14 protein-coding genes are annotated in these 21,182 nt (G+C 64.5%); 11 read left to right on the top strand and 3 right to left on the bottom strand.

The features are described from left to right. Positions 1 to 109 precede the first annotated feature (109 nt). The 4 genes from AC1MED_RS14250 to AC1MED_RS14235 all read left to right on the top strand — a co-directional run bounded on the left by AC1MED_RS14250 (position 110) and on the right by AC1MED_RS14235 (position 4,616). A complete protein-coding gene (locus tag AC1MED_RS14250; protein WP_479783861.1) occupies positions 110 to 1,228 on the top strand; it encodes a GNAT family N-acetyltransferase in 1,119 nt (372 codons plus the stop codon). Positions 1,229 to 1,520: 292 nt separating this feature from the next. After that, entirely contained in the window at positions 1,521 to 2,111 is a 591-nt protein-coding gene (gene rplJ, locus AC1MED_RS14245; protein WP_479783860.1) for a 50S ribosomal protein L10, read from the top strand. A 78-nt stretch (positions 2,112 to 2,189) separates the two neighbouring features. Then, positions 2,190 to 2,564: a 50S ribosomal protein L7/L12 gene (gene rplL / locus AC1MED_RS14240; RefSeq protein ID WP_346960917.1), complete on the top strand. Its 375-nt coding sequence runs from the start codon at positions 2,190 to 2,192 to the stop codon at positions 2,562 to 2,564. A gap of 216 nt (positions 2,565 to 2,780) precedes the next feature. Beyond that, complete coding sequence (locus tag AC1MED_RS14235; RefSeq protein WP_479783859.1) at positions 2,781 to 4,616, top strand: bifunctional metallophosphatase/5'-nucleotidase; 1,836 nt, start codon at positions 2,781 to 2,783, stop codon at positions 4,614 to 4,616. Between the two features lie 26 nt (positions 4,617 to 4,642). On the opposite strand, the gene AC1MED_RS14230 is transcribed toward AC1MED_RS14235, so the two are convergent. Both AC1MED_RS14230 and AC1MED_RS14225 read right to left on the bottom strand, forming a co-directional pair. Beyond that, entirely contained in the window at positions 4,643 to 5,155 is a 513-nt protein-coding gene (locus tag AC1MED_RS14230; RefSeq protein WP_479783858.1) for an aminoacyl-tRNA deacylase, read from the bottom strand. Next, positions 5,155 to 6,354: an acetyl-CoA C-acetyltransferase gene (locus tag AC1MED_RS14225; RefSeq protein ID WP_479783857.1), complete on the bottom strand. Its 1,200-nt coding sequence runs from the start codon at positions 6,352 to 6,354 to the stop codon at positions 5,155 to 5,157. Before AC1MED_RS14225 ends, AC1MED_RS14230 begins: the two co-directional genes overlap by 1 nt. A 425-nt stretch (positions 6,355 to 6,779) precedes the next feature. On the opposite strand from AC1MED_RS14225, the gene rpoB reads away from it, so the two are divergent. The 7 genes from rpoB to AC1MED_RS14190 all read left to right on the top strand — a co-directional run bounded on the left by rpoB (position 6,780) and on the right by AC1MED_RS14190 (position 19,484). Further along, positions 6,780 to 10,295 carry a DNA-directed RNA polymerase subunit beta gene (rpoB, locus tag AC1MED_RS14220; protein ID WP_138768564.1) on the top strand — a complete coding sequence of 1,172 codons (3,516 nt, stop codon included), beginning with the start codon at positions 6,780 to 6,782 and terminating at the stop codon, positions 10,293 to 10,295. A gap of 106 nt (positions 10,296 to 10,401) precedes the next feature. Next, positions 10,402 to 14,301, top strand: coding sequence for a DNA-directed RNA polymerase subunit beta' (locus tag AC1MED_RS14215; protein WP_479781418.1), 3,900 nt, complete (start codon positions 10,402 to 10,404; stop codon positions 14,299 to 14,301). Between the two features lie 425 nt (positions 14,302 to 14,726). Beyond that, positions 14,727 to 15,101, top strand: a complete 375-nt coding sequence (gene rpsL, locus AC1MED_RS14210; protein WP_003803830.1) for a 30S ribosomal protein S12 — start codon at positions 14,727 to 14,729, stop codon at positions 15,099 to 15,101. Between the two features lies 1 nt (position 15,102). After that, positions 15,103 to 15,573, top strand: coding sequence for a 30S ribosomal protein S7 (gene rpsG, locus AC1MED_RS14205; RefSeq protein ID WP_026531948.1), 471 nt, complete (start codon positions 15,103 to 15,105; stop codon positions 15,571 to 15,573). A gap of 69 nt (positions 15,574 to 15,642) precedes the next feature. After that, positions 15,643 to 17,757: an elongation factor G gene (gene fusA, locus AC1MED_RS14200; RefSeq protein WP_479783856.1), complete on the top strand. Its 2,115-nt coding sequence runs from the start codon at positions 15,643 to 15,645 to the stop codon at positions 17,755 to 17,757. 267 nt (positions 17,758 to 18,024) lie between these two features. Continuing rightward, positions 18,025 to 19,215 (top strand): elongation factor Tu, encoded by a 1,191-nt coding sequence (gene tuf, locus AC1MED_RS14195; protein WP_003803827.1) that lies wholly within the window; start codon positions 18,025 to 18,027, stop codon positions 19,213 to 19,215. Between the two features lie 143 nt (positions 19,216 to 19,358). Beyond that, on the top strand, positions 19,359 to 19,484 hold the full coding sequence (locus AC1MED_RS14190; RefSeq protein ID WP_479783855.1) for a hypothetical protein: 126 nt from the start codon (positions 19,359 to 19,361) through the stop codon (positions 19,482 to 19,484). A gap of 24 nt (positions 19,485 to 19,508) precedes the next feature. Here the strand turns inward: AC1MED_RS14190 and AC1MED_RS14185 are convergent, their stop codons facing one another. After that, entirely contained in the window at positions 19,509 to 20,948 is a 1,440-nt protein-coding gene (locus AC1MED_RS14185) for a GH1 family beta-glucosidase (RefSeq protein WP_479783854.1), read from the bottom strand. Positions 20,949 to 21,182: the final 234 nt, after the last annotated feature.

Below are 21,182 nucleotides of genomic sequence, written 5' to 3'. Positions count from 1 at the left end.
AGGCCATGGAATGCGGACCCAAACGGGCATATGCTGACGCTTGAAAGCCCGGCGCGGGCCGGGCAACGCATGAGGCGGCAGAGCATTGGGCGGCAGGACGGCTGGGAACATGCCCGCTAAGGCACACGAGGTACGGGTCGAGCAGCTCTGGATCCCGGATTCGCTGGACGGACCGGATGCAGCGGACTTCCTTGCCGCCGTCGAGGTGGGGCGGAAGGTCCGGATGGAGACCTGGGGGAGCGACGACCTCGCCTACGCCCCGCTGGAAAAGCTGCTGGAAATGGCGGACCCCTATGAGCGCCAGGTCATCCTGGTGGCCAAGGTCGACGGCGAGATCGTCGGAACCGTGGACATTGCCCTGCCGCTCGCGGACAACCTCGACCTGGCCGAGTTCACCCTCGACATCCTGCCCGGGTTCCAAGGCCGCGGCGTCGGCCGGCAGCTCCTGGAAGCCGCCGAACACCTCGCCCGGGAGGAGGGCCGGCACACCATCCTGATCGACACCAACCATCCGGGCGCGACCCTGGCGGATAGCAAAGCCGGGCAGCTCATTCCCGGGACGGGCATGGGCTTCGTGCCGCTGAACAGCCGGGATGTCGAGTTCGCCCGGCACACCGGCTACACCCTGCAGCACATCGAACAGTTCAGCTCCTGCGCCCTCCCCCTTGACAGCAAGCTGGTCGCCGAGCTGCAGGCCGAGGCCGACGCGGCCAACGCCGGCCGGTACCGGCTGCACCACTGGACCGACCGCTGCCCGGAGCAATGGCTCGAAGCCGTCGCCGCGCTGGAGAACCAGGCCGGGGAGGACGGGATCCCCGGCGCCGACGACGGGGACTTGGTGTTCGACGGCGGCGTCCTCCGCGAGGCGGAGGACGTCGCCATCGCACAGGGCCGCCGTACGGTGGTCACCGCCGTCGAGCATCTCGCCAGCGGCGCGCTGGTGGGCCTGACCACCATCACCGTCCTCGCGTTGCGCCCCGACGTCGTCTTCCAGGACGACACGGTGGTGCTGCGCGAGCACCGGGGCAACAAGTTGGGGCTGCTGATCAAGCTGGCCAACATGGAGCGGCTTACCGAACAGTTCCCGGACGCGCGCGTGCTGTACACCTGGAATGCCCCCGAAAACCGCTACCTGCTGACCGTCAACCAGCAGCTCGGCTTCACCACCGCGGGCGTGACAGGCATCTGGCAAAAGGAGCTGCCGGACTTCGGGCCCAGCGTTAGCTGAGCCGATTTGGAGCACACGGGGCGCGTCCCGTAAGCTTGGAGGACCAAAGACCGTCGGTTGTTGGAAATCCACTCTCCTGAGCATCGCTCACTTCTGCAGTTGTGTGCGGGGGATTCAAGTTGGTTTCCGGACGAAGGCCCCTCAACGCAGGGCGGCCGGCGCAGGTGAACGAAGCAAAGCTCCGCGGCTAGCCCGCGTCGAGACAAGCCCCGTGCATCTGCGCGGGGCGTTTTTAGTTTTAGCGATCCTGAGGGGACCCGGACAAACCGGCACTATCCCCGGAAGGAGGGTTATGGCAACGCCTACTAAGGTTTCAGCAGTAGCTGAGATCACTAACGATTTCAAGGAATCGAACGCCGCTGTCCTGACCGAATACCGTGGGCTCACCGTTGCACAGCTCAAGCAGCTGCGTGTTTCTCTCGGCCAGGACACCAAGTTCGCGGTCGTCAAGAACACCCTGACCGCCATTGCAGCCAAGGAAGCCGGCGTCGAAGCATTCGACGGCCAGCTTGCCGGCCCCACTGCAATTGCGTTCATCAAGGGTGACGCAGTTGCAGCTGCCAAGAGCCTGACGGATTTTGCCAAGGCCAACAAGCAGCTGGTTATCAAGACCGGTTACTTCGAAGGCAAGGCACTGAACGCCAGCGAAGTTGCTGCCCTGGCAGCACTCGAGTCCCGCGAGCTGCAGCTCGCCAAGGTTGCAGGCATCCTCAAGGCTCCTGCTGCCGCTGCTGCACGCATCATTGACGCCCTGCGCCTCAAGCTTGAAGAAGAGAACGGTGCACCGGCAGCTGCCGAAGCACCCGCTTCCGAAGAAGCCCCCGCCGCAGAAGCAGCAGAGACCGAAGCTCCGGCCGACGCCGCAGCCACTGAAGAGAACTAACTCTCTTTCAACCCAGACTCCGGTGCTAAGGCGCGGCCCAGGCCGCCCTGGCACCACCTATAGGAAGGACGCCACACCATGGCGAAGCTCAGCAACGAAGAGCTCATTGAAGCTTTCAAGGAACTGACCATCATCGAGCTCTCCGAGTTCGTCAAGCTCTTCGAAGAGACCTTCGAAGTTACCGCTGCCGCTGTTGCAGTTGCCGGCCCCGCCGGTGGCGCTGCTGAAGAGGTTGAAGAGAAGACTGACTTCGACGTCATCCTCGAGGCTGCTGGCGACAAGAAGATCGCAGTGATCAAGGAAGTTCGCGCTATCACCTCCCTCGGCCTCAAGGAAGCCAAGGACCTGGTTGACGGTGCACCGAAGGCTGTTCTCGAAGGCGCCACCAAGGAAGCCGCCGAGAAGGCCAAGGCTCAGCTCGAAGAGGCCGGCGCAACGGTTACCCTCAAGTAACTCGCCCTGCCCGGGGCGTTCGACCAGCTCGAACGGCCCAGTTTTTTCCGGGAAACCCCGTCCACTCCGGTGGGCGGGGTTTCCTGCGTCCGGCGCAGGGCGGGACCGGGGTAAACCTTTAGTAAATGATTGCCTGCTCTCCTTTTCAGGATGCGGCGCGGCCCCTAGACTTTGGCCTTGTGCCGACCGGCCGCCAAACCCTGAGGAGCCCACACAATGACCGATCCCAACCCCTCGTTCTCCCGCCGCGCCATGCTCACCGCGGCCTTCGTCGGCGGCAGCGCTGCCGCGGCCGCTCTGTCCGGTGCGCCGGCGGCACATGCAGCGCCGGCCAACAACGGCAAGAAACAGTTCAACCTGACCGTGCTAGGCACCACCGACCTGCACAACAACGTCTTCAACTGGGACTACTTCAAGGACGTGCCCTACTGCGACGCCGCGGGAAACAAGATCGGCATCGCCCAGGCGGCCACCCTGATCAAGGCCGTCCGGGCCGAACGGGGCGCCGGCAACACGCTCACCATCGACTCCGGCGACACTATCCAGGGCACGCCCCTGGCCTACTACTTCGCAAAAGTGAATCCCATCTCGGAGACCGTCAAGCACCCCATGGCGCTGGCCATGAACGCGGTGGGCTACGACGCCGTCGCGCTCGGCAACCACGAGTTCAACTACGGCATCCCGATGCTGCGGACCTGGGAGAAGCAGCTGGACTTCCCGTTGCTGGGCGCCAACGTGCATGACGCCGTCACCGGCCAGCGTGCCTTCACCCCGTACGTTCTCAAGCGCGTCAAGACCGAAAACGGCTGGCTGACGGTGGGCCTCGTCGGCTTCGTGACCCCCGGCTGCGCGCTCTGGGACCGCGACAACGTCCAGGGCAAGCTGGACTTCAACGGAATCGTCGAGGAGGCCAGGACCGTCATCCCGCAGATGAAGGCCGCCGGAGCCGACGTCGTCATCGTCTCCAGCCACTCGGGCGCGACGCCGGGTTCCTCCTACGGGGACGCGCTGCCGTTCGCCGAAAACGCCTCCACGCAGCTCGCCGAGGAAATCCCGGGCATCGACGCGATCCTCGTCGGGCACGCGCACCTGGAGATCCCGGAACGGTTCGTCACCAACAAGGCCACCGGCCGGCAGGTCCTTCTCACCGAACCCCTGAAGTGGGGCATGCGCGTCGCCGTGATCGACCTGCAGCTCGCCAAGGACCGCGGCCAGTGGAGCGTCACCTCGGCGCACTCGCACCTGTTGGACGCCAAAACCGTCGAGGCGGATCCCGCCGTCGTCAGCGCGGTGCAGGCCGGGCACGAGGCGACCGTCAAGTACGTCAACCAGGTGATCGGGACGTCCACCGCGCCGTTGAGCACGGCGACCGCCTGCTGGGGGGACTCGGCGGCGATCGACGCGATCAACTACGTCCAGGCCAGCACCATCAAGGCGGAGCTGGCCAACGGTCCGGCGGCCGGGCTGCCGGTCCTGTCCATCGCGGCGGCGTTCTCGCGCTCGGTGGACGTCAAGGCAGGCCCGCTGACCATCCGGGACGTGGCCGGGCTGTATATCTTCGACAACACACTGCTCTCCATCAAGGTCACCGGCGCCCAGGTCAAGGCCTACCTCGAGTGGTCCGCGCAGTACTTCAAGCCGGTGAGCGGCACCACCGCCCGCGCGCAGGACGTCACGAACGCCGTCACGACGCTGGCGCCCAACGGCACCCCGGACTACAACTACGACGTCGTCTACGGACTGGACGCCCCGCTGGACTACGAGATTGACCTGGCCCGTCCCGCGGGGGACCGGATCAGGAACCTGACGTACGGGGGCTCGCCGGTGGGGGCGGAACAGGAGTTTGCAATGGCGATCAACAACTACCGGCAGAGCGGCGGCGGTGGCTTCCCGGCAGTGAAGACGGCACCAGTGCTCTCGAACAGCCAGCAGGAGATCCGGCAGCGCATCATTGACTACGTGGTGGCCCGCGGCACCCTGGACGCGGCCGTGTTCAGCCAGAGCAACTGGCGGCTGACGGTCAACGGCGAACCGCTGACCGTCACCGCCTGATCACCGGCGCTTTTAACCCGCGTGTGTCAGCTTGGCTGCACCGGCTCGGTGATGTCCGCGACGACGGCGTCCAGGGCTGCGGTGAGGGCGTCGGCGTCGACGAAGGCGCTGTAGCCGTGTTCCCCGGCGCCCATCGAGATCCGCCGGCCCGTGATGGTGCTGTCGGCGTAGACCGGCCACGGGGACGTGCTGCCGAGCGGAGTGATGGTGCCGCGCTCGTAGCCGGTCGCGGCGAGGGCGACGTCGGCGCTGGGCAGCGAGAGTTTGTTGACGCCCACCAGCTGGCGCAGCTTGGGCCAGGAGATCTGGCGGTCCCCGGGGACGAGGGCGAACAGGAAGCTGCCGTCCTTGTGCTTGACCACTAGGGACTTCACGATGTCCCCGGGGGTGATGCTGAGGATGCCGGCGGCTTCCTCCAGGCTGCTGGCGGCCAGCCGCTCCACCAGCTCCACCTCAAGGCCGCGCGCGGCGGCGTCGGCCAGGAATCGCTTCCTGCCGGCACCGCCGCCGCGGCCCTCGCCGGAGATGAGTTCGGTCATCAGTCGCGGTACAGCAGCAGGGCCTCGCCCTGGCCGCCGCCGCCGCAGAGCGAGACGGCGGCTTTGCCGCTGCCGCGCCGCTTCAGCTCGTGGGCCGCGTGCAGGGCCAGCCGGGCTCCGGAAGCGCCGATCGGGTGCCCCAGGGCGATGGCGCCGCCGTGGATGTTGCACTGCTCCAGGGGGTAGTCGAGGTCCTTGAGGGACTGCACGGCCACGGAACCGAAGGCCTCGTTGATCTCGATGAAGTCCAGGTCCGCTGTGGACCAGCCGGCCTTGTCCAGCGCGCTCTTGATCGCGTTGGAGGGCTGGGAGTGCAGCGAATTGTCCGGGCCGGCGACCTGCCCGGGCTTGCCGACCACGGCCAGGTACTCCAGGCCGTGCTCCTCCGCGAAGCTCCGTGAGGTGAGGACCAGGGCGGCGGCGCCGTCGGAGAGCGGGGACGAGTTGCCGGCCGTGATGGTGCCGTCGGTGGCGAAGGCCGCGCGCAGGCCGGCCAGGGACGAAACGGACGTGTCCGGGCGGACCCCCTCGTCGGTGCCGACCACCACCGGGTCGCCCTTGCGCTGCTTGACGCTGATCGGGGCGATTTCGCCGTCGAAGACCCCGTCCTTCGCTGCTGTGGCGGCGCGCTGGTGCGAGGCCGCGGCCACCTCGTCCTGGGAGGTGCGGTCGATGCCCAGCGTGACGTTCTTGCTCTCCGTGGACAGGCCCATGGACTGGCCGTCGAAGGCGTCGGTGAGGCCGTCATGGGCGGCGGCATCGAGAGCCTGGACCGAACCGTAGGTCCAGCCCCGCCGCGAGCCGGGCAGCAAGTGCGGTGCCCGGCTCATCGACTCCTGGCCGCCGGCGACGACGACGGTCGCGTCGCCGCTGCGGATCATCCGGGCCGCGTCGATCACGGCGGTGAGGCCGGAGAGGCAGACCTTGTTGATGGTCACGGTGGGGACGTTCCAGCCGATGCCGGCGCCGATGGCGCTCTGCCGGGCCGGGTTCTGGCCCGCGCCGGCCTGCAGGACCTGGCCCATGATGACCGAGTCGACCTGGTCCGCCGTCACTCCGCTGGCGGCCAGCGCCGCCCGGATCGCGTGGGTGCCCAGTTCGACGGCGGTGAAGCTGGCCAGCTGCCCGTTCAGCCGGCCCTGCGGGGTGCGGGCGGCGGCGAGGATGACAACATCATTGTTGTCCGCGGAGTTGCTCATGGTTATCTCTTCCGATCTCTAACGATGTATCCCAAGGTTATCGTGAGCCCCGTCACGGAGCCATTCGGCGGGGCGGCTGTCGGGGCAGCAGGTGCTGCGGGGGATCCGCCTGCGGGGCGGCGGGGCGGGAGCCGGGGCAGCCGGGGGCCGTGCTTGCATTCGCGCCGCAAGTGGGGTAGACAAGTAGGTTGCTTTGCCGTATCGTAGATATTTGCGTCTTCCCTGTTTACCTTCAGCCTTCATATAGCGGTGGGCTTAGCCTGACAGCTGCTCCATCAATGTGCCGTCTACAACGTGCACCAGCATGGGCAGTGCGGGTCCCGGGTCATATAGCGGAACCGGACTGGTAGCACTGCGAAGTCACTTCGCAGGGTGCATAACGGGGGAGATCTGAAAACGCCTGAAGGTCTGTGGAAGGATCCCTCTTGGTCGCCTCGAGCACCTCTAATGTAAACAACGCTACCGCTATTAATGCCGACAGCACCGACGGTGCAACCCGCCGGCTCTCCTTCGCAAAGATTCACGAACCGCTTGACGTTCCGAATCTGCTTGCCCTGCAAACCGACAGCTTTGACTGGCTGGTCGGCAACGAACGCTGGCAGGCACGCGTCGCGAAGGCCGTCGAAGAAGGCGACCTCAGTGTCGCCACCACGTCGGGCCTGTCTGACATTTTCGAAGAGATCTCCCCGATCGAGGATTTCCAGGGCACCATGTCCCTGAGCTTCTCCGAGCCGGAGTTCGCTGATCCGAAATACACCATGGCCGAATGCAAGGACCGGGACGCTACGTACTCGGCTCCGCTGTACGTCAAGGCCGAATTCATGAACAACAACACGGGCGAAATCAAGCAGCAGACCGTGTTCATGGGTGACTTCCCGCTGATGACCGAGAAGGGCACCTTCGTCGTCAACGGCACCGAGCGTGTCGTCGTCTCCCAGCTGGTCCGTTCCCCGGGCGCCTACTTTGAGCGCACCGCGGACAAGACCAGCGACAAGGACATCTTCACCGCGAAGATCATTCCGTCCCGCGGCGCCTGGTTCGAACTCGAAATCGATAAGCGCGACCAGGTCGGCGTCCGTCTCGACCGCAAGCGCAAGCAGTCCGTCACCGTGCTGCTGAAGGCCCTCGGCTGGACCGAAGGCCAGATCCTCGAAGAGTTCGGCCAGTACGACTCCATGCGCGCGACGCTGGAGAAGGACGCCACCGAAACCCGCGAAGACGCCTTGCTGGACATCTACCGGAAGCTGCGACCGGGCGAGCCGCCCACCGTCGAGGCTGCCCAGTCCCTGCTGGACAACCTGTACTTCAACTCCAAGCGCTACGATCTGGCCAAGGTCGGCCGTTACAAGATCAACCGCAAGCTTGGCATTGACCGCTCCCTTGGCGACAAGGAAGCATCCGTGCTGCACGTTGAAGACATCGTCGCCATGATCAAGTTCCTGGTAGCCCTGCACGCCGGTGAGAAGACCCTCATGGGCAAGCGCGACGGCCAGGACCACGAACTGCGCGTCGAGATCGACGACATCGACCACTTTGGCAACCGCCGCATCCGCGCCGTCGGCGAGCTCATCGAGAACCAGGTCCGCACCGGCCTGTCCCGCATGGAGCGCGTTGTCCGCGAGCGTATGACGACCCAGGACGTCGAGGCCATCACGCCGCAGACCCTGATCAACATCCGCCCCGTTGTGGCAGCCATCAAGGAGTTCTTCGGAACCTCCCAGCTGTCGCAGTTCATGGACCAGAACAACCCGCTCTCGGGCCTGACCCACAAGCGCCGCCTGTCCGCGCTTGGCCCGGGTGGTCTGTCCCGTGACCGCGCCGGCATGGAAGTTCGTGACGTGCACCCGTCCCACTACGGACGTATGTGCCCGATCGAAACTCCTGAAGGCCCGAACATCGGCCTGATCGGTTCGCTGGCTTCCTACGGACGCATCAACCCGTTCGGCTTCATTGAGACCCCGTACCGCCTCGTCTCCGAGGGTGTCGTTTCCGATGAGGTCCAGTACCTCACCGCCGACGACGAGGCCGAGGTCCTGATCGCACAGGCCAACGCCCCGCTCGACGAGAACAAGCGTTTCGCCGAAGAGACCGTGCTGGTCCGTGCCCGTGGTGGTGGAGGCGAGCCCGTGCTGGTTCCCGCCGCCGACGTCGAGTTCATGGACGTTTCCCCGCGCCAGATGGTGTCCGTGGCAACCGCCCTGATCCCGTTCCTCGAGCATGACGATGCAAACCGCGCACTCATGGGTGCCAACATGCAGCGCCAGGCCGTGCCGCTGGTCCGTTCCGAGGCGCCGTTCGTCGGCACCGGCATGGAGCGCGCCGCCGCCGTCGACGCCGGTGACGTTGTCATCGCGAAGAAGGCCGGTGTGGTCACCGAGGTTTCCGCCGAGCTCGTCATCATGCTCAACGACGACGGCACCGAAACCAACTACCGGATCAACAAGTTCGCCCGCTCCAACCAGGGCAACTGCTACAACCACCGTGTCCTGGTGAACGAAGGCCAGCGCCTGGAAGTCGGCGGCATCATCGCCGACGGCCCGGCAACGGACCAGGGCGAGCTCGCCCTCGGTAAGAACCTGCTCGTGGCGTTCATGTCATGGGAAGGCCACAACTTCGAGGATGCCATCATCCTGTCCCAGCGGATCGTGGCAGAGGACGTCCTGTCCTCGATCCACATCGAGGAGCACGAGATCGACGCCCGCGACACCAAGCTTGGTGCCGAGGAAATCACCCGTGACATCCCGAACGTGTCCGAGGAAGTCCTGGCAGGCCTGGACGAGCGCGGCATCATCCACATCGGTGCCGAGGTTGAAGCCGGCGACATCCTGGTCGGCAAGGTCACCCCCAAGGGCGAAACCGAGCTGACCCCGGAAGAGCGCCTGCTGCGCGCCATCTTCGGTGAGAAGTCCCGCGAAGTGCGTGACACCTCCCTGAAGGTGCCCCACGGCGAGTCCGGCACCGTGATCGGTGTCCGCGTCTTCGACCGCGACAACGACGACGAGCTGCCCCCGGGCGTCAACCAGCTGGTCCGCGTTTACGTGGCCGCCAAGCGCAAGATCACCGACGGCGACAAGCTCGCCGGCCGTCACGGCAACAAGGGTGTTATCTCGAAGATCCTTCCGATCGAGGACATGCCCTTCCTTGCCGACGGTACCCCCGTTGATATCGTCCTGAACCCGCTGGGTGTTCCGGGCCGTATGAACGTCGGCCAGGTGCTTGAGACGCACCTCGGCTGGGTTGCCAAGACCGGTTGGAAGATCGAAGGCGAGCCCGAGTGGGTCAAGCAGCTGCCGAACCTGCCGCGCGAGAGTGGCCAGACCACTGTTGCCACGCCGGTCTTCGACGGTGCGCGTGAAGAGGAAATCACGGGCCTGCTCGACTCCACCAACGTCACCCGCGACGGGGACCGCCTGATCAACTCCTCGGGCAAGACCCGCCTGTTTGACGGCCGCTCCGGCGAGCCGTTCCCGGATCCGATCTCGGTCGGCTACATGTACATCCTGAAGCTCCACCACCTGGTGGACGACAAGATCCACGCGCGCTCCACCGGCCCGTACTCCATGATCACGCAGCAGCCGCTGGGTGGTAAGGCACAGTTCGGTGGCCAGCGCTTCGGTGAAATGGAAGTGTGGGCGCTCGAAGCCTATGGCGCCGCCTACACGCTCCAGGAGCTCCTCACGATCAAGTCGGATGATATCCACGGTCGTGTGAAGGTCTACGAAGCCATCGTCAAGGGCGAGAACATCCCGGAGCCGGGCGTTCCTGAGTCCTTCAAGGTCTTGATCAAGGAAATGCAGTCGCTGTGCCTGAACGTGGAAGTGCTTTCCACGGACGGAACCACAATTGAAATGCGTGACTCTGATGACGCAGTCTTCACGGCTGCGGAAGAACTGGGCATCGATCTGTCTCGTGCAGAGCCCAGTTCCGTAGAAGAGGTCTAGCAGGTTGGGGTTCGACGGCGGGCCACCGCCCGCCGTCGTACGCCTCCTCCCTCTTCCCGTAACCCAAGACTTCAGAATTTAGAGAACAAGAGAGAACAGGGACCATATGTCCAGCGAATCCTCCTTCGGCCTCATGCAGATCGGCCTCGCCACCGCGGAAGACATCCGTGGCTGGTCTTACGGCGAGGTTAAGAAGCCGGAAACCATCAACTACCGCACGCTCAAGCCCGAGAAGGACGGCCTCTTCTGCGAGAAGATCTTCGGCCCGTCCCGCGACTGGGAATGCTACTGCGGCAAGTACAAGCGCGTGCGCTTCAAGGGCATCATCTGCGAGCGGTGTGGCGTTGAGGTCACCCGTGCCAAGGTGCGCCGTGAGCGCATGGGCCACATCGAGCTGGCCGCCCCGGTCACGCACATCTGGTACTTCAAGGGTGTTCCGTCCCGCCTGGGCTACCTCCTTGACCTGGCGCCGAAGGACCTTGAGAAGGTCATCTACTTCGCCGCCTACATGATCACCAGCGTCGACGCCGATGCGCGCCACGAGGAACTGCCCAACCTCCAGGTTGAGCACGACATCGAGAAGAAGCAGCTGATCGACAACCGCGACTCGGACATCGCCACGATCGCCCGCGACCTCGAGAACGAGATCGCCCGTCTCGAAGGCGAAGGCGCCAAGGCTGCCGACAAGAAGAAGGCCCGCGACTCCGCCGACCGCCAGATGGCCAACGTCCGCAAGCGCGCGGATGCTGAGATCGAGCGCCTCGAGCAGGTCTGGGACCGGTTCAAGAACCTCAAGGTCGCCGACCTCGAAGGTGACGAGGGCCTGTACCGTGAGCTGCGCGACCGCTACGGCATGTACTTCGAAGGCGCCATGGGTGCCGAGGCGATCAAGAAGCGTCTTGAGAGCTTCGACATGCAGGCCGAGTCCGACCTGCTGCGCGACATCATCGCCAACGGCAAGGGCCAGCGCAAGACCCGCGCCCTGAAGCGGCTCAAGGTGGTCAACGCGTTCCTGACCACCAACAACAGCCCGCTCGGCATGGTGCTGGACGCCGTCCCGGTGATCCCGCCGGAACTGCGCCCCATGGTCCAGCTGGACGGCGGCCGCTTCGCGACCTCCGACCTCAACGACCTGTACCGCCGCGTGATCAACCGCAACAACCGCCTCAAGCGCCTGCTTGACCTCGGTGCCCCGGAGATCATCGTCAACAACGAGAAGCGCATGCTTCAGGAAGCTGTTGACAGCCTCTTCGACAACGGCCGCCGCGGCCGCCCGGTCACCGGACCGGGCAACCGCCCGCTGAAGTCCCTGAGCGACATGCTCAAGGGCAAGCAGGGTCGTTTCCGCCAGAACCTCCTGGGTAAGCGCGTTGACTACTCCGGCCGTTCCGTGATCGTCGTCGGCCCGCAGCTGAAGCTGCACCAGTGCGGTCTGCCGAAGCAGATGGCCCTGGAGCTCTTCAAGCCGTTCGTGATGAAGCGCCTGGTTGACCTCAACCACGCGCAGAACATCAAGTCCGCCAAGCGGATGGTCGAGCGCTACCGCCCACAGGTCTGGGACGTGCTCGAAGAGATCATCACCGAGCACCCCGTGCTGCTGAACCGTGCACCTACCCTGCACCGCCTCGGCATCCAGGCGTTCGAACCGCAGCTTGTTGAAGGCAAGGCAATCCAGCTCCACCCGCTGGTTTGTGGCGCCTTCAACGCCGACTTCGACGGCGACCAGATGGCAGTGCACCTGCCGCTGAGCCCCGAAGCCCAGGCCGAAGCCCGGATCCTGATGCTGTCCTCGAACAACATCCTGAAGCCGTCCGACGGCCGCCCGGTGACGCTGCCGTCGCAGGATATGATCATCGGTCTCTACCACCTGACCACCAAGCGTGTCGGTTCAGCTGGCGAAGGCCGGATCTTCTCCTCCGTCTCGGAAGCCATCATGGCGTTCGACCTGCACGAGCTGCACCTGAACTCCAAGGTGAAGATCCGGCTCGAGGACTTCGTTCCTTACGCCGGCTGGGAAGCTCCCGAAGGCTGGGAGCCGGGTCAGACCGCACTGGTCGAAACCTCCCTCGGCCAGGTCATCTTCAACCAGACGCTGCCTGCGGACTACCCGTGGGTTGAGGCTGTTGCCGACAAGGGCGAGCTGTCCCGGATCGTCAACGACCTCGCCGAGCGCTACCCGAAGGTCGTCACGGCGGCAACGCTGGACAACCTGAAGGATGCTGGTTTCTACTGGGCAACCCGCTCGGGCGTCACGGTCGCCATCTCCGACATCGAGGTCCCGGCCTCCAAGCCGGAGCTCCTCGCCGGTTACGAGACCATGGCCGCGAAGATCCAGGGCCAGTACGACAAGGGCCTGATCGACGACGACGAGCGTCGCCAGGAACTGATCGAGATCTGGAACAAGGCCACCAACGAAATCGCCCAGGCGATGCGTGACAGCCTGTCCCCGATGAACACCATCAACCGCATGGTGTCCTCCGGTGCCCGTGGTAACTGGATGCAGGTCCGCCAGATCGCGGGTATCCGTGGCCTGGTGGCCAACCCGAAGGGCGAGATCATCCCGCGTCCGATCAAGTCCTCCTACCGCGAGGGCCTGTCGGTGCTGGAATACTTCATCGCCACGCACGGTGCCCGTAAGGGTCTGGCCGATACCGCCCTGCGTACCGCCAACTCGGGTTACCTGACCCGTCGTCTGGTGGACGTTTCGCAGGACGTCATCGTCCGGGAAGAGGACTGCGGCACCGAACGCGGCCTCGTCACCCCGATCGCGGTCGCTGACGCCAACGGCGAGCTGGTCCTGGACGAGAACGTCGAGAACAGCGCCTACGCCCGCACCCTGGCCGTGGACGTCGTTGACGCCAAGGGCAAGGTCCTGGCAGCAGCCGGCACCGACTGCGGCGACGTCGTCATTGCCGAACTGTTCGCAGCCGGCATCACCGAGGTCAAGGTCCGCTCCGTACTCACCTGTGAGTCCAGCGTCGGCACCTGCGCCCTCTGCTACGGCCGTTCGCTGGCCACCGGCAAGACCGTGGACATCGGCGAGGCCGTCGGCATCATCGCCGCACAGTCCATCGGTGAGCCGGGTACCCAGCTGACCATGCGTACGTTCCACACCGGTGGTGCTGTTTCCGCCGGCGGCGGCGACGACATCACCCAGGGTCTGCCCCGTATCCAGGAGCTCTTCGAAGCCCGTACTCCGAAGGGTGTCGCACCGATTGCTGAAGCAGCCGGCCGCATCACCATTGAAGAGTCCGAGCGCCAGATGCGCCTGGTCATCACCCCGGATGACGGATCCGAAGAGATCGCCTACCCGGTGCTGCGCCGTTCACGTCTCCTCATCGAAGACGGCGATCACGTCAGCGTGGGCCAGAAGCTCATCAACGGTCCGGTCGACCCCAAGCAGGTGCTGCGCATCATGGGCCCCCGTGCCGCGCAGAAGTTCCTGGTGGACGAGGTCCAGGGCGTGTACCGCAGCCAGGGCATCGGTATCCACGACAAGCACGTCGAGGTTATCGTCCGCCAGATGCTGCGCCGCGTCACGGTCATCGAGTCCGGCGAATCGGATCTGCTGCCCGGCGAGCTCGCCGAGCGCAGCCGCTTCGAGGATGCCAACCGCCGTGTTGTCTCCGAGGGCAAGACGCCGGCCTCCGGCCGTCCCGAGCTCATGGGTATCACCAAGGCGTCCCTGGCGACCGAGTCCTGGCTGTCCGCAGCTTCCTTCCAGGAGACCACCCGCGTTCTGACGCAGGCGGCCATGGAAGGCAAGAGCGATCCGCTGCTCGGCCTCAAGGAAAACGTCATCATCGGTAAGCTGATCCCGGCCGGCACGGGTCTCCCGCGCTACACCGAGGTCACGGTGGAGCCGACTGAGGAAGCGAAGGCCAACCTGTTCACCGGCCCGAGCGCGTTCAGCGACTTCTCCTACGATTCCCTGGGCGGCGACGGAGCTCCTGAGTTCCACGCCATCCCGCTGGATGACTACGACCTGGGCAGCGACTTCCGCTAACGGGTAACAGCAACGCGGGGTCACTTACGGCCCAATCCGCACCTTGGATTGGGCTCAAAGTGACCCCGCCTTGCTGTTTAAGGCCGACGTCGGAGGGGCCAGATCCGCGCCGATTAAGGGCTGGGGGCCGTCCGTGTTAGACTTGAGACTAATTGTTATTGTGGCAGTGGATGAGTGCGCCGGTTGTAGCCGAAAGGTTTAGCCAGGACGACGTTTCCGGTTTGCAGGGTTCTTGTGCAACGTATGCCACATTTTCGCATGCCTAGGGGCAGTTCAGGATGGAAGTCCGGAGCCCCGGCGTGCGGTCCGACTATTAAGGCTTCGCCTCAGCTGCTCTGGAGAGAACTTCAAAGCTCGAGCGGCGGGGCGCAGCGACAAGAGAGCGGCCGCCAACGGCCGCTCCGGATAAAACGGAGAACACGAGAGTGCCTACGATTAACCAGCTGGTCCGCAAGGGCCGCACGCCTAAGGTCTCGAAGACCAAGGCCCCCGCGCTTAAGGGCAGCCCGATGCGCCGTGGTGTTTGCACCCGCGTTTACACGACAACCCCGAAGAAGCCGAACTCGGCTCTGCGTAAGGTTGCACGTGTGCGCCTCAACGGTGGCATTGAAGTCACCGCTTACATCCCCGGTGTAGGCCACAACCTGCAGGAGCACTCCATTGTGCTCGTCCGTGGCGGCCGTGTTAAGGACCTTCCGGGTGTCCGTTACAAGATCGTCCGTGGCGCCCTCGATACCCAGGGTGTGAAGAACCGTAAGCAGGCACGCAGCCGCTACGGCGCAAAGATGGAGAAGAAGTAATATGCCTCGCAAGGGTCCGGCCCCCAAGCGGCCGCTAGTACTAGATCCCGTTTACGGCTCCCCGCTGGTCACGCAGCTGATCAACAAGGTGCTGGTTGACGGCAAGAAGTCCACCGCAGAGCGCATCGTTTACGGTGCACTCGAAGGCGCACGCGCCAAGTCCGGCGGCGACCCGGTTGCAGCCCTCAAGAAGGCCATGGACAACGTCAAGCCTTCCCTCGAGGTCCGCTCCCGCCGCGTCGGTGGCGCCACCTACCAGGTTCCCGTCGAGGTCAAGCCGGGCCGTTCCACGGCCCTCGCCCTCCGCTGGCTGGTTGGCTATTCCAAGGCCCGCCGCGAAAAGACGATGACCGAGCGCCTCCAGAACGAAATCCTGGATGCCTCGAACGGTCTCGGAGCCGCTGTGAAGCGTCGCGAAGACACCCACAAGATGGCCGAGTCCAACAAGGCCTTCGCACACTACCGCTGGTAATACTTCCCGGACGCCGCCGGCTCGACCGAGTCGGCGGCGAACGTGCAGTCCATCCGAAAGGGAGACACCGTGGCACAGGACGTGCTTACCGACCTTAGCAAGGTCCGCAATATCGGCATCATGGCCCACATTGATGCCGGCAAGACCACTACTACCGAGCGCATCCTGTTCTACACGGGTGTGAACCACAAGATCGGCGAAACGCACGACGGCGCGTCGACCACCGACTGGATGGAACAGGAAAAGGAACGCGGCATCACCATCACGTCTGCCGCCGTGACCTGCTTCTGGGAAAACAACCAGATCAACATCATTGACACCCCCGGCCACGTGGACTTCACGGTTGAGGTTGAGCGCTCCCTGCGCGTCCTCGACGGTGCAGTCGCCGTGTTCGACGGCAAGGAAGGCGTGGAGCCGCAGTCCGAGACTGTTTGGCGCCAGGCCGACAAGTACAACGTCCCGCGCATCTGCTTCGTCAACAAGATGGACAAGCTCGGCGCTGACTTCTACTTCACCGTCGACACCATCGTCAGCCGCCTCGGTGCCAAGCCGCTCGTCATGCAGCTGCCGATCGGCGCCGAGAACGACTTCATCGGCGTCGTCGACCTCCTCTACATGCGCGCACTGGTCTGGCCCGGCGACTCCAAGGGTGACGTCACCATGGGTGCCAAGTACGAGATCCAGGAGATCCCGGCTGAACTCAAGGAAAAGGCCGAAGAGTACCGCGCAACGCTCGTTGAGACCGTTGCAGAGTCCTCCGAAGAGCTCATGGAGAAGTACCTCGAGGGCGAAGAGATCTCGATTGACGAGCTCAAGGCCGGCATCCGCAAGATGACGATCAACTCCGAGCTCTACCCGGTCTTCTGTGGCTCCGCGTTCAAGAACCGCGGCGTCCAGCCGATGCTCGACGCCGTCGTGGACTACCTGCCGAACCCGCTCGACGTCCCCCCGATGATCGGCCACGATCCTCGCGACGAAGAGAAGGAACTGACCCGTAAGCCTTCCGCTGACGAGCCGTTCTCCGCGCTGGCGTTCAAGATCGCCGCACACCCCTTCTTCGGCCAGCTCACCTTCATCCGCGTGTACTCCGGTCACGTGGAAGCAGGCGCGCAGGTGGTCAACTCCACCAAGGGCAAGAAGGAGCGCATCGGCAAGCTGTTCCAGATGCACGCCAACAAGGAAATGCCGGTCGACGGCGCTACCGCAGGCCACATCTACGCAGCGATCGGTCTCAAGGACACCACTACCGGCGACACCCTGTGCGATTCGTCCAACCAGATCGTCCTCGAGTCCATGAGCTTCCCGGAGCCCGTGATCTCGGTTGCAATCGAGCCGAACACCAAGGGTGACCAGGAGAAGCTCTCCACGGCCATCCAGAAGCTCTCCGCTGAGGACCCGACCTTCCAGGTCTCCCTCAACGAAGACACCGGCCAGACCATCATCGCCGGCATGGGCGAGCTCCACCTGGACATCCTGGTGGACCGCATGCGCCGCGAATTCAAGGTCGAGGCAAACGTGGGCAAGCCCCAGGTCGCCTACCGCGAAACCATCAAGCGTGCTGTGGAGCGTCACGACTACACGCACAAGAAGCAGACCGGTGGTTCGGGCCAGTTCGCAAAGATCCAGATCGCGATCGAGCCGCTGGACACGTCCGAAGGCGAGATGTACGAGTTCGAGAACAAGGTCACCGGTGGCCGCGTTCCGCGCGAATACATCCCGTCCGTTGACGCGGGCATCCAGGATGCGCTGAACGACGGCGTCCTGGCCGGTTACCCGGTTGTCGGCATCAAGGCGACGCTGATTGACGGCGCTTACCACGATGTTGACTCCTCGGAAATGGCGTTCAAGATCGCCGGCCGTATGGCTTTCAAGGAAGCCGCACGCAAGGCGAACCCTGTCCTGCTTGAACCGCTGATGGATGTCGAGGTCCGCACCCCTGAGGAATACATGGGTGAAGTTATCGGTGACCTCAACTCCCGCCGTGGCCAGATGCAGTCCATGGAAGATGCCCAGGGCGTCAAGGTCATCCGTGCGCACGTCCCGCTGTCCGGCATGTTCGGCTACATCGGTGACCTGCGTTCGAAGACCCAGGGCCGCGCTGTGTACTCCATGACGTTCAACAGTTACGCCGAGGTCCCGAAGGCAGTTGCCGACGAGATCATCCAGAAGAGCCGCGGCGAGTAGTCCTTAGGGACTTCCCGCAGCAGCGACAACACTCGGGTGCGTTTCCTCAATAGGGGATTCACCTGGTGCTGGCGGCCGGCCCCGGCCGGATGCAGCACGGTCCGGACCGGATCCGGCCGCCAGCACGAACAGGCTCGTGGGACTAGTATTAGTTCCTGAATCTGCAATTTCACCAATCCAAAGCCCCCCAAGTAGACTTACTGGAGTTTCAGCCGCGACAAGCGCGGTCGAAGGGTAAGTCATTTGAAAACGTTCTAGGAGGAACCTGTGGCAAAGGCAAAGTTCGAGCGGACTAAGCCGCACGTTAACATCGGTACCATTGGTCACGTTGACCACGGTAAGACGACGCTGACGGCCGCCATTTCCAAGGTGCTGTACGACAAGTACCCGACTCTCAACGAGAAGCGTGACTTCGCGTCGATTGACTCTGCACCCGAAGAGCGTCAGCGCGGCATTACCATCAACATCTCCCACGTTGAGTACCAGACCGAGAAGCGCCACTACGCACACGTAGACGCTCCGGGTCACGCTGACTACATCAAGAACATGATCACCGGCGCTGCTCAGATGGACGGTGCAATCCTCGTGGTTGCCGCCACTGACGGTCCGATGGCCCAGACCCGCGAGCACGTCCTGCTCGCCCGCCAGGTTGGTGTTCCCTACCTGCTGGTGGCACTGAACAAGGCTGACATGGTCGATGACGAGGAACTCCTCGACCTCGTCGAAATGGAAGTTCGTGAGCTCCTGAGCTCGCAGGGCTTCGATGGCGACGAAGCACCGGTTGTCCGCGTTTCGGGCCTGAAGGCTCTGGAAGGCGACCCGGAGTGGGTCAAGTCCGTTGAGGACCTGATGGCTGCCGTCGACGAGTCCGTTCCGGACCCGGTTCGTGACCGCGACAAGCCGTTCCTGATGCCGATCGAAGACGTCTTCACGATCACCGGCCGTGGCACCGTTGTTACGGGCCGCGCCGAGCGTGGAACCCTCGCGATCAACTCTGAGGTCGAGATCGTCGGCATCCGCCCGGTCCAGAAGACCACGGTTACCGGTATCGAGATGTTCCACAAGCAGCTCGACGAAGCATGGGCCGGCGAGAACTGTGGCCTCCTGCTCCGCGGTCTGAAGCGCGACGATGTCGAGCGTGGCCAGGTTGTCGTCAAGCCGGGTTCCATCACCCCGCACACCGACTTCGAGGCCAACGTCTACATCCTCTCCAAGGACGAAGGCGGACGTCACAACCCGTTCTACTCCAACTACCGCCCGCAGTTCTACTTCCGCACCACGGACGTAACCGGCGTTATCACCCTGCCGGAAGGCACGGAAATGGTTATGCCCGGCGACAACACTGAGATGACCGTTGCGCTCATCCAGCCGATCGCAATGGAAGAGGGCCTCGGCTTCGCAATCCGCGAAGGCGGCCGCACCGTTGGTTCGGGACGCGTCACCAAGATCATCAAGTAATTACTTGCTGATCTGAGCTTGAACTCCTGATCGGTCCGGCCGTTTAACGGCCGCCGTGACGAACAGAACAGCCCCGCTGCACTGCAGCGGGGCTGTTCTGTTTAACCTCCTGCTACCGTGGGCGGTGAAGAAAGGAGTCCGGCATGGAATGGATCATTTTCCTGGCGGTGCTGGCCGCCGTCGTCGCGGGCGGCCTGTGGGCCAAGAGGTACTTCCGGCATGAGATCGAGCGCGCAAAGCGCATCGACCGCGCCAACAAGAACCGCTAGCAGCGCCGTTGGTAGCCCGGCCGGTCAGCCGGGGCGTGTTTCCGGCCGGGCCCGGCTGAGCGCCTGGTACCAGTAGTAGGACTCCTTCGGGGTCCGCGCCTGGGTGTCGAAGTCCACGTGCACCAGGCCGAAGCGTTGGGAGTAGCCGGCCGCCCATTCGAAGTTGTCCATCAGGGTCCAGACGTAATAGCCCAGAAGTTCGACGTCGTCAGCGACCCCGCCGGGGGCGGTCGCCGCCAGGGCGTGGCCCAGATGGTCGGCGAGGTAGTTGATCCGGCCGACGTCGGGGAGCGGCCCGTCCACATGGTCCGGTTCCGGGAAGCTCGCCCCGCTCTCCGTGATGTACAGCGGCGGGAGCGCGTCGCCGTACCGGTCCTTCATTTCCCGCAGCAGTGCGCCCAGGTGGTCGGGGGCAACCGGCCAGCCGAAGCCGGTGGTCTCGTACTCCGGGAAGGCGGCGAAGTGGAACGGCAACCGCAGCATCGCCTCGGCCGTGCCGACCGGGCTGTCCGCGGGGCCACGGCCGGTGGCCACCTTCACCGGGTAGTAGTAGTTCAGGCCGTAGAAATCCAATGGCTGGTGGATGGTGCGCAGGTCCGCGTCGGAGATCTTGCCGAGCGAACGGAACCAGGGCCGAGCCACCAGCGGAGGCTTGGGGTAGGTGCCCAGCAGGATCGGGTCGGCGTAGATGCGGTTCAACCCCAGGTCGAAGACCTTCGCCAGCAGCCGGTCCGTGACGGAGCCCGACGCCGGCCGGACGGGGGAGTGCAGGTTGGTGACGCCGACCGCGCCGGTCACGCCCGCGGCCCGCAACGCCTGCACGGCGAGTCCGTGGGCCAGGAGCTGGTGGTGGACCGAGGGCAGGGCGTCGAACAGCAGGTCGTGGCCGGGCGCGTGCACGCCCAAGGCATAGCCGTTGAGGGTGACGGAGGCCGGCTCGTTCAGGGTCACCCACTGGGCTACCCGGTCGCCGAATCTGGCGCCGGCGGCTGCGCTGTACTCGGCGAAACGCTCCGCCGTCGTCCGGTTCATCCAGCCGCCCCGCTGCTCCAGCGGGAGCGGCGTGTCCCAGTGGTACAGCGTGGCCATCGGGGAAATGCCGGCCTCGAGGAGCCGGTCGATCAGCCGGTCGTAGAAGTCGAGGCCCTCGGAATTGAACGGCCCGGTGCCGTCCGGCTGGATCCGCGGCCAGGAGATGGAGAAGCGGTACGAGTCGATGCCGAGGTCGCGCATCAGCCGGATATCTTCGTCGGAACGGTTGTAGTGGTCGCAGGCGACGGCGGGGGAGTGGCCGTCCTGGATGCTGCCGGGCTTTTCGGCAAAGGCGTCCCAGCCGGAAGGCCCGCGGCCCCCGGCCGCGAGGGCGCCTTCGATCTGGAAGGCCGCGGAGGCCACTCCCAGCAGGAAGCCGGGCCGCAGCTTGGCAGCGAGGGCCTGGACGGCGGGTGAATCCTGCACGGTCATGCCCCTATCTTCGTATTGACTGTTGCTGAAGGCAATGACAGGGCGCCCGGAAGGGCGCCGGTTAGGGCAGGTGCGGGCCGCCGTCGGGGGCTGATTGGCTTCTGCGGATTAATTCCGGCATACTAGATGAGTTGTTCAAGCGCTCTTTCGCGTCCCGATCCGGATAATGCCGGGTGTCAGGGTCCAGGTCAGAGCCCAAACATAACCCACTTCCCAAGGATTTGCGGACGAGTA

The organism is Arthrobacter sp. BI5 (assembly GCF_056680065.1).
Note: the sequence above shows the minus strand (reverse complement) of the source record. Positions and strands in the feature narration are given on the sequence as shown.

What these genes read in the sequence shown, in the direction of transcription:
- AC1MED_RS14190 (WP_479783855.1), top strand. Translation starts at nt 19,359, where the DNA reads ATGGAATGGATCATTTTCCTGGCGGTGCTGGCCGCCGTCGTCGCGGGC.
- rpsG (WP_026531948.1), top strand. Translation starts at nt 15,103, where the DNA reads ATGCCTCGCAAGGGTCCGGCCCCCAAGCGGCCGCTAGTACTAGATCCC.
- AC1MED_RS14230 (WP_479783858.1), bottom strand. Translation starts at nt 5,155, where the DNA reads ATGACCGAACTCATCTCCGGCGAGGGCCGCGGCGGCGGTGCCGGCAGG.
- AC1MED_RS14225 (WP_479783857.1), bottom strand. Translation starts at nt 6,354, where the DNA reads ATGAGCAACTCCGCGGACAACAATGATGTTGTCATCCTCGCCGCCGCC.
- AC1MED_RS14185 (WP_479783854.1), bottom strand. Translation starts at nt 20,948, where the DNA reads ATGACCGTGCAGGATTCACCCGCCGTCCAGGCCCTCGCTGCCAAGCTG.
- AC1MED_RS14250 (WP_479783861.1), top strand. Translation starts at nt 110, where the DNA reads ATGCCCGCTAAGGCACACGAGGTACGGGTCGAGCAGCTCTGGATCCCG.
- rplJ (WP_479783860.1), top strand. Translation starts at nt 1,521, where the DNA reads ATGGCAACGCCTACTAAGGTTTCAGCAGTAGCTGAGATCACTAACGAT.
- rplL (WP_346960917.1), top strand. Translation starts at nt 2,190, where the DNA reads ATGGCGAAGCTCAGCAACGAAGAGCTCATTGAAGCTTTCAAGGAACTG.
- AC1MED_RS14215 (WP_479781418.1), top strand. Translation starts at nt 10,402, where the DNA reads ATGTCCAGCGAATCCTCCTTCGGCCTCATGCAGATCGGCCTCGCCACC.
- AC1MED_RS14235 (WP_479783859.1), top strand. Translation starts at nt 2,781, where the DNA reads ATGACCGATCCCAACCCCTCGTTCTCCCGCCGCGCCATGCTCACCGCG.